Annotated in this window: 7 protein-coding genes; 6 read left to right on the top strand and 1 reads right to left on the bottom strand. The window is 72.1% G+C overall.

Translation table 11 applies throughout. From position 1 onward, the window contains the following. On the bottom strand, positions 1 to 1,309 hold a 1,309-nt coding region (locus KGQ19_RS27725; protein ID WP_212013926.1), incomplete at its 3' end, for a sensor histidine kinase. Positions 1,310 to 1,541: 232 nt separating this feature from the next. Here KGQ19_RS27725 and KGQ19_RS27720 point away from each other — a divergent pair. From KGQ19_RS27720 to KGQ19_RS27695, 6 genes are all read left to right on the top strand, one after another. Then, positions 1,542 to 5,924 carry a type VII secretion EssC family protein gene (locus KGQ19_RS27720; protein WP_230419530.1) on the top strand — a complete coding sequence of 1,461 codons (4,383 nt, stop codon included), beginning with the start codon at positions 1,542 to 1,544 and terminating at the stop codon, positions 5,922 to 5,924. Positions 5,925 to 6,023: 99 nt separating this feature from the next. Continuing rightward, positions 6,024 to 6,383, top strand: coding sequence for a hypothetical protein (locus KGQ19_RS27715; protein WP_212013924.1), 360 nt, complete (start codon positions 6,024 to 6,026; stop codon positions 6,381 to 6,383). Between the two features lie 197 nt (positions 6,384 to 6,580). Then, a complete protein-coding gene (locus KGQ19_RS27710) occupies positions 6,581 to 8,554 on the top strand; it encodes a serine/threonine-protein kinase (RefSeq protein ID WP_212013915.1) in 1,974 nt (657 codons plus the stop codon). A gap of 113 nt (positions 8,555 to 8,667) precedes the next feature. Beyond that, positions 8,668 to 9,453: a response regulator gene (locus KGQ19_RS27705; protein WP_212013906.1), complete on the top strand. Its 786-nt coding sequence runs from the start codon at positions 8,668 to 8,670 to the stop codon at positions 9,451 to 9,453. A gap of 163 nt (positions 9,454 to 9,616) precedes the next feature. Beyond that, complete coding sequence (locus KGQ19_RS27700) at positions 9,617 to 10,618, top strand: hypothetical protein (protein WP_212013904.1); 1,002 nt, start codon at positions 9,617 to 9,619, stop codon at positions 10,616 to 10,618. 148 nt (positions 10,619 to 10,766) lie between these two features. Then, positions 10,767 to 14,204, top strand: coding sequence for an acyl carrier protein (locus KGQ19_RS27695; protein ID WP_212013896.1), 3,438 nt, complete (start codon positions 10,767 to 10,769; stop codon positions 14,202 to 14,204). Positions 14,205 to 14,253: the final 49 nt, after the last annotated feature.

Here is a 14,253-nt window from a genome sequence, read left to right as displayed (position 1 = left end):
CCTCCGCCCCCGTCACCGCCACCGAAGCCTGCTCCGCGACCTCCACCATCTCCGCCGACTCCACCGGCAGCGTCAGAGCCACCTCGAAGCCCCCGTCCGGCGTCCGCCCCGCTGAGAGTTCCCCGCCGTATAGCGCCGCGCGCTCGCGCATCCCGGTGAGTCCCACCCCCGACCCGCTATGCCGCGAAGCCTGCGTTATCGCCGCCGCCGGGATGCCCGAGCGCCGGGGCGGGACCGGGTGCGTTCCGGTGTCCGTGATCGTGACCCGCACGACGTCGGGTTCGTACTCAAGCCGCACCTCGACAGACGATCCCGGCGCGTGCTTCAACACGTTCGTCAGCGACTCCTGCACCACGCGGTACACGCACAGTTCGATCCCGGCCGGCAAGGTGCGCTTCCGTCCCGCCACCGTGTAGCGCGACGGCGTGCCCGACAGCCCTACCCGCTCTATCAGCACCGGCAGCTGCGCGATCCCCGGTGCGGGCGGGTCGGAGGTGTGGGCCCGCGCGCCCTCGTCGTCGTCCGGTCGCAGCAGGCTGATCAGCCGCCGCAGCTCCGCCAGCCCCTCGCTCCCGACCTCCGATATCGCCCGCAGCGCCTGGTCCGCGGTCTCCGGCTCCTTGTCGATGACGAATCGCGCCACGCCTGCTTGTACCGCGATGACCGACAGGTGGTGCGCCGTCACGTCGTGCAGTTCCCGGGCGATGCGGATTCGCTCCATCAGTACCGCGCGCTGTTCGCGGTCCCGGTGCTTGCGCTGCTCCTGCTCCTTGTACGCCGCCAACAGCGCGCGGCTCTCGGCCAGCTGCCGGGCCCCGTCGGCGATCAGCGTCACGGCCGCGACCCACAACGCGGTGCCCCACCAGATCCACAGATGTGAGCCGGACCACGAGCGGAAGTGATCGAATAAGAGCTCTGCATAAGTCACCGCCGCCGCCAGGGCCGCCCACGGCCGCGCGAGCCGGGCCCCCACCGTGAACATCGCGAGCAGCAGCAGAGCCTGGGTCAGGCCGAGGCGGTAGTCGTACGCCTCGTAACCGGCGGTCAGGGCCGCGCAGGCCGCGAGTACCGATAGCGGGAACCGCCGCCGCAGGACCAGGGCGGCGCCCATCGCGACGATCAGCGTGATCGCGATGCCGTCGATGTGCCGTCCGCCGTGGGAGGCCAGCGCGGGGTGCGGCTTGACCGAGGTCGCCACCGCGATCCAGGTGCCGACCGCGGCGATGGCGAGGTCCACCAGCAGCGGGGGCAGTTGGGCCGGGCGGGGTATCGACGCCAGGGGTTTGGCGGCGTCGTGCATGCGGAGCATCCAGCCAAACTAGGGAGCACATCCGGGCTTTGTCCTCAGTTGGGGCCGGGTTTCAGCCTAACGAGGGTAAACCTTTGCGGTAGCCGGACCTGCTGCGGTAGTTAGAGAACGGATCTTGATTGTCAACTCAGGGGTAACGCGGCGGACCGATCCGGCCTGGAACCCTGGACCTTTGCACGGTTGCGTAGCGTCGTGCGGCGTAAGTGTTGGGAACAAAACTGGGTGGCAGGCGATGAGGTTCGTCCATCGGGACGCTGGGGTCGAACGCGATATGGAGCTGCGGCTCGGCCGCCAGGACGCGGTGGTGGGAGACCTGGCCACGGCTCTGGGCGGCTACGGCGGCGCCCTGCTGATCGACGGCCGGCCGACCGCGCCGGCCACTGCGCTGAGCGCGTCCGGGCTCGTCACGGGTTCCGAGGTCTCGCTGACCGTGGTCCCGGACACCGATACCGGCACGATGTCCGACCGCGGCTTCGTGCTGCGGGTCATCGGCGGGTTGGACGCGGGCCTGTCGGTGCCGCTGTTGCCCGGCCGCTATCGCCTGGGCCGCGGCGAGCAGGCCGACGTCCGAATAGACAGCCCGGATCTGTCGCGGCTGCACTGTGAGATCGACGTCACCCGGGACGGCCTGGTCCGGGTCCGCGACCTCGGCTCGCGCAACGGCACCGACGTGAACGGCCAACGCCTGACCGGACCGGCGCGGGTCGGCCCGCAGGACATCGTCTCGGCGGCCGGCCGGGTGCCGTTCCGGATCCTCCCGGCCACCGACCTCGGCCCGGTCCAGTACGTCAACCCGGCCCACGAGGCCGGCCCCGGCGGCACCCTGCCGTTCAACCGCGCGCCGCGCCTGGCCGCCGCGGCCGAGAGCGCGCCGATCAAGCTGCCGCAGGCGCCGAAGCGCTCCAACTCCCAGCCGTTCCGGGTCACCACCATCGTCGCGCCGATCATCCTGGCCGGCGTGATGGTGATGATCATGAAGAACCCGGCCTTCGCCCTGTTCGCGATCTTCAGCCCGATCATGATGATCGGCACCCAGATGGAGGACCGGACCCGCGGCCGGGTCGGGCTGCGGCGCGGCAAGCGCGACTACGTGGCGCGGCTGGCCGAAGTCCACGACGAGCTCCAGGAGCGCCGCGAAGACGAGGAAGACCGCCGGCGCGAGGACTACCCCGACCCGGCCGAAGTCCTTTACCGCGCCTCGGTTCCGGGCCTTCGGCTGTGGGAGCGCCGCCGCGGCGCGGCCGACTTCCTGCGCCTGTCCGCCGGATTGGCCGACCAGAGCTGGGTCCCGCCGGTGGACCACGGCCGACGTACGGGTACGGATCAGGAGCCTGATCCGGCCATCGCCGACGCCATCTCCGAGGCCTCCTGGCTGAACCAGGTCCCGGTGGCCGTGAACCTGGCCGACGGCGGCGTGCTGGGCCTGGAAGGCGACCGGCCGGCGGCCCTGTCCGCGGCCCGGTCGCTGCTGTGCCAGGCGGTCACCGAGAGCGGTCCGGCCGACGTCGCGGTCGCGGTCTTCGCCGACGAGGACCGTATCGCCGACTGGGACTGGACCAAGTGGCTCCCGCACGGCGCCGACCCGCGTTCGGGCGCCTCGCGCTACGTCGCCGTCGGCGCCGAACACTGCGAGACCCTGGCCCGCAGCCTGCTGGCCGAACTCGCCGACGCGAACGCCGGTCCCGGCGGCTTCGGCGCCGGACGCCCCGCCGACCCCTCCGCCGCCGGCCTGCCGACCCTGCTGCTCGTCGTCGACGGCGCCACGCTGCTCGAAGGCCGGCCGTGCGCGCTGCGCGACCTGCTCGGCGGCCAGGCCGGACCGGTCGCGGGGATCGTACTCACCCGCCGCCTGCCCGCGGTCTGCACCGAGGTGCTGTCGGTCTCGGCCGACGGCTTCGGCCGGCTGCACCGCGTCGCCTCCGGCCAGCGCGTTGACGATGTCCTGGTCTCCGGGATGACCCGGCCCCGGGCCCGCGCCGTGGCCCGGGCGCTGGCCCGGTTCGAGGACCCGGAGGTCAAGGCGGCCGGCGCCGGGCTGCCGGACCGCGTCAACCTGTTGCCGCTGCTGCATCTGGACGGCGCGCTGGACGCCGCCCTGGCCGGTCGCTGGCGCAGCACGGTCGGCACCCTGCGGGCCCGCGCCGTGCTCGGCGTCACCGACCACGGCGAGTTCGAGGTCGACCTCGATGACGACGGCCCGCACGCCCTGTTCGCCGGTACCACCGGCTCCGGCAAGAGCGAGCTTCTGCGAACCCTGATAGCCGCGCTCGCGGCCGGCGCCGACCCCGAGCACCTGACCTTCGCGCTGGTCGACTACAAGGGCGGCGGCGCGCTGGACGAATGCGCGCGGCTGCCACACGTCGTCGGTCTGGTCACCGACCTGGACGAGCAGCTGGGCGAACGGGCCCTGCGCTGCCTGGAAGCCGAACTGCGGCACCGCGAACACGCGTTGCGCGGCGTGGGCCTGAGCCACGTCCGCGACTACCAACGGCTGCGCGACACCCAGCGCCTGGACCTGGAACCGATGCCCCGCCTGGTCGTGGTCATCGACGAGTTCGCCACCCTGGTCAAGGCCCTGCCCGAGTTCGTCGACGCCCTGGTCAGCATCGCCCAGCGGGGCCGCAGCCTCGGCATGCACCTGGTGATGGCGACCCAGCGGCCCTCCGGCTCGGTCAACGACGCCATCAAGAACAACGTCAAACTGCGCCTGGCGCTGCGGTTGGAGAGCAGCGCCGACTCCGCCGACGTCATCGACTCCCCGGTCGCCGCGAGCATCGGCAGCCGGCAGTGGGGCCGCGGGTTCTACCGGGTGAGCGCGGGTGAGGTGCTACCGGTGCAGACCGCGCTGTCCACCGGCGTCACTCCCGTGGACAACGCCGCAGGCCGGCTGTCCCTCCTGCCCTTCAGGTTGACATCGGGGGAGCGGGCCGGAGCCGTCGCGGCACCCGAACAAGCCGCCGCCGGCCAGCCGACCGACCTGGCCCGGCTGGTCGAGGCCGCGCAGCACGCCAGCTACTCGGCCGGCTTCGCGCAACCCCGGCGGCCCTGGCCGGACCCGCTGCCGACCGCGATCCCGCTGCACGAACTCGGCCCGGCCGCCAAGGGCCTGCAGACCGACAGCGCCGGCCTGGCCGCGTACGCGCTGCTTGACGACCCGGACCGGCAGGCCCAGTACACGGTCGGCTGGGACCCGGCGGTCGGCAACATGCTGATTTACGGCGGCGTCAACTCCGGCACCACCACGGCGCTGTCCACGCTCGCCCTGTCCGTGGCCGCCGCCGAGGCGCCGGACCGCCTGCACCTGTACGTGCTGGACCTCGGCTCCGGCGCCCTGGCACCGCTGCAAGGCCTGCCGCACACCGGCGCCTACATCGGCCCCGGCGACCGGCCCCGGCAGGTCCGATTGATCAGGATGCTGCGAGCCGAACTGAACAACCGCAAGGCCGGCGGCTCCCTGCGCGACCCCTACGACCCCGGACCGCCGCGCGTCATCGTGCTCATCGACAACGTCGGATCGCTGCGCTCGGAGCTGGAGAAGGACTTCGGCGGCATGCAGGTCCTGGACGACCTGGAACGGGTCTACGCCGACGGCCCCGCGGTCGGCCTCTACATCATCGCCACCGGCGACCGCCTCGGCGCGATCCCCGGCGCCTGGGGCGCCCTGAGCCGGCAGAAACTGTTGCTGCGCCTGGCCGACGCCACCGACTACGGGAGCTTCGACGTCCCGCGCCGCGCGGTGCCCGCCGCCGTGCCGGGCCGCGCCGTGGTCGTCGCCACCCGCCAGGTCGTGCAGATCGGCTACCCCGGCGCCGACCTCGCCGCCGCCGTCAGCGGCGTCGCCACCCGCTGGACCGGGGCGCCGCGCACCGCCAACAAGGTCCGGCTGCTGCCCGAGGTGATCCCGATCGACCGGATGCGCCGGGCCGGGGTCGCCGCCGCCACCGGCGGCGAACCGTGGTCCATCCCGGTCGGCTTCACCGACAGCGCCCTGGCCGCCGCCGTCCTGCGGCTGCACGAACACGAACACGCACTCGTCGCCGGACCCCCGCGCTCCGGCCGCAGCAGCGCCCTGGTCGCGATCGCGCACATGGTCCTGACCGGCGCCGAACCGCCGGCGCTGGTGGCGTTCGCGCCCCGGCGCTCGCCGCTGCGCGATCTGCCGCCGACGGTCATCAGCTGCACCGAGTACACGGAGCTCGACCGCGCGCTGGACTCCGCGGGCGACCGAGCTCTACTCCTGGTTGACGACGCCGACACGGTCACCGACACCCTGGGGGTGATCGACCGGTTCCTGGCCAAGCCCGGCCGGCACGTGATCGCCGCCGGCCGCAGCGACGGCATCCGCCGGCAGTTCGGCCAGTGGACGCAGAAGATCCGGGAGGCCCGCTGCGGCGTGCTGCTGGTCCCGGACCACAACCAGGACCACGACCTGCTCGGCACCCCGCTGCCACGGCACAGCCCGATGGCGCCGCTGCCCGGCCGGGGCTACCTCGTCTGCGACGGCACGATCGAGGGAGTGCAACTAGTGCTGGCGACGCCCGGCGACTTCTATAACGACCGTGGTAGCTCGGAATTACACCGCTCGTTAGACGACCGGACGACTGGATGGTCCTAACTTTGTGGTCGTACCGCCGAGGGATTCCAAGGCGTACCAATAGCCAATTGGCGGACGCCGTCCCACGCGGATCCGCCGAACGAACGAAGATGGAGCGTCATGATGACTGACGGCGGCACTGTCAAGGTCACAGCCGAAGCGCACCTGCACATCGGCCAGCTGCTCAACCTCCTGCAGGGCCCGCTGGGCGACGTGCTCTCGCAGATCACCTCGCACGGCCTGGCGCTGACCGACCCCGCGGTCTGGGAGGGCCCGGCGGCGTCGCTGTTCAGCAGCACCATCTGGCCGGCGGCCCAGCAGCAGCTGGACACCGTGCGCGCCACCCTCATGGAGCTGCAGCAGCAGGTCGGCGGCGTGCTCGGCAACGTCACCCAGGCCGGCAGCGGCGGCGGCCTGCCGGTCGTCGGCTCCCTGCCGGTGGTCGGCGGCCTGGTCAACGGCCTCACCTCGGGCCTGTAAGACTTCCGGCCTCACGCGCCGGATGGAGCGAGCGAGCGGACTGAACTGAACAGCAAGCACCCACCCGGCGATGGCGGTGGTGTGACGGCACGGAAAGAGCGTGCCGCCACACCACCGCCCCGTCGTGCTTTGCCGGGGATATCGCGGATGTCGTGGAACGGACGGGAACGCAGGTCATGACACGCCATAGTGGTCCGATGGGTACAGCGCCACAGACGACTCAGGTTCTTGACACGCCCGAGCACGTCCCGGGATACCGGGACTTAGCGCGCATCGGGCACGGCGGCTTCAGCGTGGTCTACCGGGCCGTGCAGGAGTCCTTCGAGCGCGACGTCGCCCTCAAACTGCTGACGATCGTCGGCCCGGACGAGGACGCCCGGCGCCGGTTCGTGCGCGAGGTGCGGCTGGCCGGCCGGCTCAGCGACCACCCGCACGTGGTGACCGTGCTGGACACCGGGACCACGGCCTCCGGACGGCCGTATCTGGCCATGGACCTGTATGACGGCGGGTCCATGAAGCAGTGGCTGACCCGGCGTGGCCCGCTCCCCGGAGCGCAGGCGGCCGGGGTCGGCGCGAAGATCGCCGACGCCCTGCACGCCGCGCACGCCCTCGGCGTGCTGCACCGGGACGTGAAGCCCAACAACATCCTGGTCTCCCGGTACGGCGAACCGGCCTTGGCCGACTTCGGCGTGTCCTGGCTGCTGGACGCCAGCAACTCCTCCTCCGTGCTCGACGTCTTCTCCCCGCAGCACGCCGCGCCGGAGCTGATGACCCGCGGCGTCCCGACCGCCTCCTCCGACGTCTACGCGCTCGGCTCGACGCTGTACGAGCTGATCGCCGGCCGGCCGCCGTTCGGCGGCGCCGGACAAGACGTACGCCGGACCATCTATCTGGCGCTGAGCGAACCGGCCCCGTTGCTGGACTGCCCCGATCTGCCCGGCCTGGCCGAAGTCATCGACCGGGCCATGGCCAAGGAGCCCGCCGACCGGTTCCCGGACGCGGCCGGCTTCGGCCGCGCTCTTCGGGCCCTGATACCGGACGGGGTCTCGACCGCGCTGGTGATGGCCGACCCGCTCGCGGCGACCGCCGGGCTCGCGCTGGAAGCGCCGGACTCGCCCACGTTCGCCGACCCCTCCCGCTCGGTCGACATGACCGACGCCATGGACGTCTACCCCGGTGACGACGAGTACGTCTCACGTCCGGACGACACCATGGTCCGGCCGGACCGGGTGGACGAAGACGCGATGGTTCCCGGGCCTCGGGGCGGGGGCGGCGGTCGGCGCCGGCCGGAGGACCGGCGGGGATCGGACGACCGGCGCGGATCGGATGATCGCCGAGGACCGGACAGCGGCCGGGCCGGCGACAGCGGACGCGGCGGCCGACGCGGCGGATACGGCGAGCGGGCCGCGGTGGCCGGCGGCGCACGCGATCGGCGTGGCTTGGGCAAACCGCTGGCGCTCGTCGCGGTCGTCATCTTGCTCGCCGTCGGCGCGTGGGCGTTGGTCCCGTCCAAGGACTCTTCCTCGTCCGGCTCCAAGTACGCCGCCGGTCCCGGCCAATCGCCGACCGCGACCAGCCCCGGGGCGGCGACCAGCGGCTCCGCCGCGGCGCAGAGCAGTACCAGCGGCACGTCCTCGTCGCGGTCCAGCTCCAGCAGTTCGCCCAGCACTCGCCACTCGACCTCCGCGGAGCCGACGCACACCGTCACCACGACGGCCTCGACCGCGGCCAGCGTTCCGGCGGGCCCCCCGCCCACGGCCTCCTCGACCGGACCGCTGCTGCCGTCCGACTACCATCGGTTCCAGAACTCGGCCACCGGCAGCTGTCTGGCCGGCGGCGCGGCGCTCCAGGCCTGTGCCGACAGCAAGACGCAGGGCTGGCAGTCCAAGGCGCCGGGGATCCTCGGGCTCGGTGCGGTCACCGGGCAGGAGGAGCTGGTCAACGGGGACAGTGGGAACTGTCTGTCCGGCGGCGGTGGCGGTGCGGTGAGCGTGAAGGCCTGCAGCGGGGACCTGTCCCAGGTGTGGTCGAAGACCGGCGGTTCCGGCGGCGGCACCGAACTGCAGAACTCCGCGGACATGTTGTGTCTGAAGGCGTCCGGCGGTTCGGTGGCCGAGGCGATGTGCAACGGGGACGCGAGTGAACTGTGGTCCGAGGACGGCAACGTCTGACAGAATTCAGCAGGTTGTTAACACATGAGCATGAATGCTCCGGTGGCTTCGGGGTAGTGCCAGTGGCGGCGTCGACGGGACGCCTCCGGGATCGACAGGGCGGCGGGACGCGGATGGTCAAGGTTCTGATCGTCGACGACCAGGTGTTGATCCGCGCCGGGATGGCGGCCATCTTGCGGGCCGCCCCCGGTTACGAGGTGGTCGGTGAGGCGTGCGACGGCGCCGAGGCGGTCACCATGGCCGCGCTGACCGAGCCCGATGTGGTGCTGATGGACATCCGGATGCCGGACATGGACGGGATCGCCGCCACCCGCGCGATCCTCGGCTCCGGCGCGGAGAAGCTGCCGCACATCCTGATCCTCACGACCTTCGACATGGACGAGTACGTGTACGAGGCGCTGCGGGCCGGCGCGGACGGCTTCGTGTTGAAGGACACCCCGCCGGAGCGCCTGCTCGCGGCGTTGAAGGCGGTCGCCGACGGGGACACGCTGTTCTCCTCGGCGGTGACCCGCCGCCTGGTGCAGGCCTACGTCAAGGCGACCGGCCCGGACGCGGAGCCCTCCGGCCCCGGTCCCGGCGCCGGAGGCATCCCCGGCGGCTCCGCGGACTGGCCGCCGACCGGTCTCGTCCCGCGCTCGCGGCGTCCGGAAGGCCCGTCGTCGGCCGAGCGGGCCGCCCTGGCCGCGCTCACCACCCGCGAGACCGACGTGTTGCGGCTGGTCGCCACCGGCCTGTCGAACGGCGAGATCGCCGAGCGGCTGGTGGTCAGCGAGGGCACGGTCAAGACGCACCTGAACCGCGCGATGGCCAAGCTGAACCTGTCCAGCCGGGCCCAGGCCGTGGTGTTGGCGTACGAGTCGGGACTGGTGGTCGCCGGGCAGCCGCAGCCTCAGGCCTGACCCGCGCGATTCCGGTCCCACACTGCGGAATCGCAACACGCAACCTTGGCGATATCGCCTTGGAGGACCGGTCCCCGCGCGAGACTATTAGCGTTCCTCTCACGGGCGTTGCGAGGCGCGAGGAGCCGAGCGTTCGTCGGCCTCGCGGGATGGGGGTACGGAAATGGTCAACAGTCTTACTTCGCGATCTCGGGTCCGGGTCGGCGGGTCCGCCCTGGCGGGTCTTCTCCTCGCCGCGTCGTTGGCGGCCTGCGGAAGCTCAGGCAGCTCCGGCTCGAACACCAACTCCTCGGACCAGTCGACGGACTCGGGGGCGTCCGGCGACTCGGGTGGCTCGGCCTCCGGCGGCGACACCTCGTCGGCGCCGCCCAGTCCCACGGCGATGAGCTCCGCGGCCTACGCGCAGAGCCTGACGAGCGTGAGCGCGCAGCTGGCTCCCGACGTCGCGGCGGTCGTCAACGCCGAGACGCCGGATGCCGCGAAGACCGCGTTGAGCAAGCTGTCCACGGACGCGAACAACCTGTCCAGCGGTCTGCCCAGCGACCCGCCGGACGCCCTGTCCGCGCCGACCCAGCAGCTCTCGACGGCGCTGGGCACCCTGTCGACCTCGGCCGACTCCACGGCGAACGACGTCGGCGCCGCGGTGTGCACGTCGGCCTCGGCGCTGGCCGAGTTCACCCGCTCGGACGGCGCCAAGGCGATGCGGGACGCGGCCACCGCGCTGGGCGCCGTCGATCCCGCCTACGGCAAGGACGTCGCGGGCTTCCTGCCGGCGCCGATCGCCGACCAGACCCGGCAGCTGGGCAACGGCCAGGTGCTGCGGCACTCCTCCGGCCCGGGGTCGCTGACCATCAACAACTCCGGCACCGACGCCGTGGTCACGCTGACCAAGGTCGGGACGAAGACCCCGGTCGCCTCGGTCTACGTGCGGGGCAACGGCGACACGACGCTGGACGACATCCCGGGCGACACCTTCGACATCTATGTCTCCTCCGGTACCGACTGGGACAGCGCCGCGCAGAAGTTCACGCGGCAGTGCTCGTTCCAGAAGACCGATTCCACGTGGGACTTCAGTGACTCGAACTGGAGTCTGACGCTGACCCCGGTGGAGAACGGCAACCTGACGGTGTCGCAGCTGGGTGCCGGGGACGCGCCGAACCCGTGAGTCGTGTCCCATCTTCTGGCATGTGCGAGAACTGAGATCAGCGAACTGAGAGCTGTGAACTGAGACCGTGCCGGGGCAGGGGCCGGCGCCGGGGTCAGTGGCGGGGCGCGAGTCGGGGTCAGGCCGGACCGGGAGGACGGTGGGGCAGATGGGCTCTTGGACGGTGCGCGGTGTCGTGGCCGACCGCCGACGGCTGCTGGCCGCGGCGGCGGCCGTCGTCCTGGTCGGCGTCGTCGGATTCGGCGCGTGCGATCGGTCCGGCGGCGGGGGTCACGGCAAGTCCTCGGCGTCGCATTCGGTGGCGCCGAGGACCGACTTCCTCATGTCCTACTCCGGCGCGGCCACCAGGCTCGCCGGCCTTGACCCGTCGGACACGGCCGACCAGGTCCGGGACTGGATCCGGACCGCGCTGGCCGCGCACCTGGGGATGAGCACCGCGGCCATCCGGGACGCCTCCTACGACACCCTGCCGGTGCGCGACCAGGGCTTCACCGATCTGGCCGACCAGCAGGTGGGACCGGGCCGCGAGCTGGCCGACACCAGCGGCGTACTGCATCTGCTGGTCCCGCGGGGCGATCCGCACGAGAGCCGCACCATCGGGCTGATGCTGGACCAGTACCGCACCGATCACGGCGCGGACCCCGAACTGGTCCAGATCCACCACTACACGATCGACCAGGCGGCGCAGACGGTCGACGTCGTCGCCGACCAGATCAGCACCCCCGACCAGGTCCGCGCCGACCACGGCTACGTGAGCACGGCGATCACCAGCCTGGCCGACCTTACGGCGTTCCTGGCCAAGACGACGTCGCTGTCCCAGCTGTCGGTCCGGGACGGCCAGGTCTGGGCCGACGGATGGTCGTGGCCTGACGTGCCCTCGGTCCCGATGACCGTGGACGACGTCAGTGTGCTGCAAAAGGGATACCAGGACCACGTCGCCGGCAACGGCCTGGCACCCGGTTTCTCCCTGGACCCGCTGCCGCCGACCAGCGTCGGCGACATCAAGGCGATGGCACCTTCGGTGAGCCCTGATGTCGCTGCGCGGTTGATCTCCGGCAACTGGGCCGGCACGGTGTTCACGTCTTCGGCCGACGTCAAGAACCAGGTCGAGGCCGAGCTCTACTACCCCAGCGCGGACCAGGCCTCGGCGCTGGCCCAGGTCGGCTTTCCCACCGACCGCACCCAGCTGTGGGCGATCGACTCCCTGCTCGCCGGCCAGACCTCGATGAGCCAGGAGCGCTACGACGGAGGGCTTGCCGGGACCGCGGTGGGCAACTCGCTGGCCTACGTCGACTACGTCACGAAGAACTGGGTCGCCGGCGTCGGCCAGGGCGTGCCGACCCAGGCGGTCGGCGGCTTCCTGGCCGACCCGGCGGCCGTGACGCCGTGGAGCCAGTGCGCCGGCCCGAACGATCCGCTGGACGAGCACGGACGGCTGTGGTTCGGCCGCAACGACGACGCGTTCGCCTCGACCGGCGACCAGATCGACATCGGCGCCGAGGCGGCCCGGCTGTTCGTCCGCGACGACGGCCCGAACGGCACCGAGGTCGAGCCCAGCTACTCCTTCGGCCGGGCGTTGCAGTGGTGGGACGTGCACCAGCAGGACATCGAGGACTACGAGCCGCAGTACCAGCGCCTGGACCAGATCATGCGCTGGAGCGGTGCGCTGGAGTGGCTGACCCACGAGGGCAAGGCGACCCTGCCGACCGAGTCGCAGAGCCCTGCGCCGACCACGTTCAAGGCCTGGTACACCGCCGACGACCAGCTGCGCGAGCGGGCGCCGATCGACTTCGTGGCCCCGCCCTCAGCGCTGAGCCGTCATCAAAATCAGGAGGAGGCGCTGATCGTCGACCCCAGCCGCGATTTCCAGGACTGCGGGTTCGTGGAGATCGAGGGCGGGGTGTCGCTCAGCGACGTCTACGACCGCATCGGCGACCAGAACTACCGGCCCGAACTGCCGACCTCGGTCACCCGGGCCGGGTTGTTCGATCCGAAGTCGACGTACGATGTGGCGTCCGGCACCGGCGAGATCGACCGGGTGTCGATCGACGACTCGGGGAAGGTCTCCGACCGCATCGACCGCACACTGTCGATGGCCGGGGACACCTCGACCGTCGATATCAAGGCGACCGGACGCAAGGTCATCCCGCTGGGGGACTTGAAGGTCTGGCGCTCCTCGGACCCGGACCGGACGCTGGAATACCGCGAGACCGCCACCGGGCACAGCGTGCGGGAAGACCTCACGTATCAGGGCCAGGACTTCGGCTCGCTCGACACCACGGACACGGCGAACATCGTCACGGTCCAGTGGCGTTCGGGGGTGGTGGACAAGGCGCGCCGGGCGTTGTCCTCGATCCAGGCCAAGCTGTCGCGCGGGGTCTCGGCGAACGTGGCGGCGGCCTCTGACGGGGTGCTGTACGAGGTGAAGAGCCCGGACGGGACGGTCAAGGACCGGCTGAGCGGGCCGGGCCAGCCGTGGCTCGGCGTCACCGCCACGGTCCCGACCGCCGGCGACGCGCTGGCGTTCCGCATCGGCGGGCCGGCGGCACCGGACAAGGGCGGGCCGTCGTTCATGGCCGGGTCCTTCACCGCCGGCCCCGGCCCGCCGCCGGACGGCTATCTCAGTGTCCTGCCGCCCTCGGGCGACAACCCGGCGATCGCCGCCTTCGTGCCCCCGCCGGACCGCTCGGACCAGACCGTCACTGTCAAAACCCTGACAGGCCAGACCGCCACGCTCTCCGAGGCCGGCGACAGCGCCGTGGTCCCGGCCGCGGACCCGGTGCTCGGCGTCAACGGCTCGGTGGAGGGCGCCGCCCTGCTCCGCGACTTCCCCAGGATCAAGCAACTGCTCCAGTCCGCCGCGCAGGCCAAGGACGGCCGCCTGCACGCCGCCGCCCTCGACGACGACGGCGTCGCCCTGGCCGCCGACGACGGCACGGTGCTCCTGGCCCCGGCCGGCAGCGACCTCGCCGACCGCGTCCTGCGCGCCCTCGGCCCCGACCTCACCGGCACCGCGGTCTTCGACATCGTGAAGGCGCACGCGGGCATCCCCGACGAGATCGAGCAGGACGACGCCACCCCCCTGACCCCCACCGGCAAGCCCCTCACGATGTTCCTAGGCACCGTCTTCCAAACCCCCGGAGCCGACGCCGTCTACTTCAGCCCGAGCCTGCGCGCCGCCCTCCACCTCGCCGCCGGCCAGATCATCCCCGAGGCGCTGCCACCCACATTCAAGGTCGCGGTACTCCCCGTCTCGCCCGGCCACGACCCCCGAGCCGACAGCACGACCGCACAGCCGGACCTCCGCACCTACGACGGCACCCAGTGGCAACTAGTGAACACCGCCGGCCTCGCCCAACCCGCCGGCCCCACCGGCTGCCCGCCGATCGGCAGCGGCGCCACGGGCGGGCCGGTCCTGGTCGGCGGCGGCGGCACGGGCGGCGGGCAGGCGCCGACTCCGACGCCGAGCACGCCCGCGCCGAGCGGCACACCTTCGGCACCGGCGAGTACGGGCAGCGGTGCGGGGGTGGCGCCGGGGACGGTGCTGATGGTGACCCTGGCGGGATCGGGTCAGCCTGTCTGCTGAGCTGGATGGGAGGCGCGAGTGCAGGTGCAGGTAGCCGGCGGGTGCACTG

The sequence above is a fragment of the Catenulispora pinistramenti genome, from assembly GCF_018274385.1.
Lineage (GTDB): Bacteria > Actinomycetota > Actinomycetes > Streptomycetales > Catenulisporaceae > Catenulispora > Catenulispora pinistramenti.
The sequence above is the reverse complement of the archived record's forward strand: the minus strand, read 5'-3'. Positions and strand labels throughout refer to the sequence as shown.

Excerpts from the sequence above, each read along its gene's own strand:
- KGQ19_RS27720 (WP_230419530.1), top strand. The coding sequence starts at position 1,542 with ATGAGGTTCGTCCATCGGGACGCTGGGGTCGAACGCGATATGGAGCTG.
- KGQ19_RS27715 (WP_212013924.1), top strand. The coding sequence starts at position 6,024 with ATGATGACTGACGGCGGCACTGTCAAGGTCACAGCCGAAGCGCACCTG.
- KGQ19_RS27710 (WP_212013915.1), top strand. The coding sequence starts at position 6,581 with ATGGGTACAGCGCCACAGACGACTCAGGTTCTTGACACGCCCGAGCAC.
- KGQ19_RS27705 (WP_212013906.1), top strand. The coding sequence starts at position 8,668 with ATGGTCAAGGTTCTGATCGTCGACGACCAGGTGTTGATCCGCGCCGGG.
- KGQ19_RS27700 (WP_212013904.1), top strand. The coding sequence starts at position 9,617 with ATGGTCAACAGTCTTACTTCGCGATCTCGGGTCCGGGTCGGCGGGTCC.
- KGQ19_RS27695 (WP_212013896.1), top strand. The coding sequence starts at position 10,767 with ATGGGCTCTTGGACGGTGCGCGGTGTCGTGGCCGACCGCCGACGGCTG.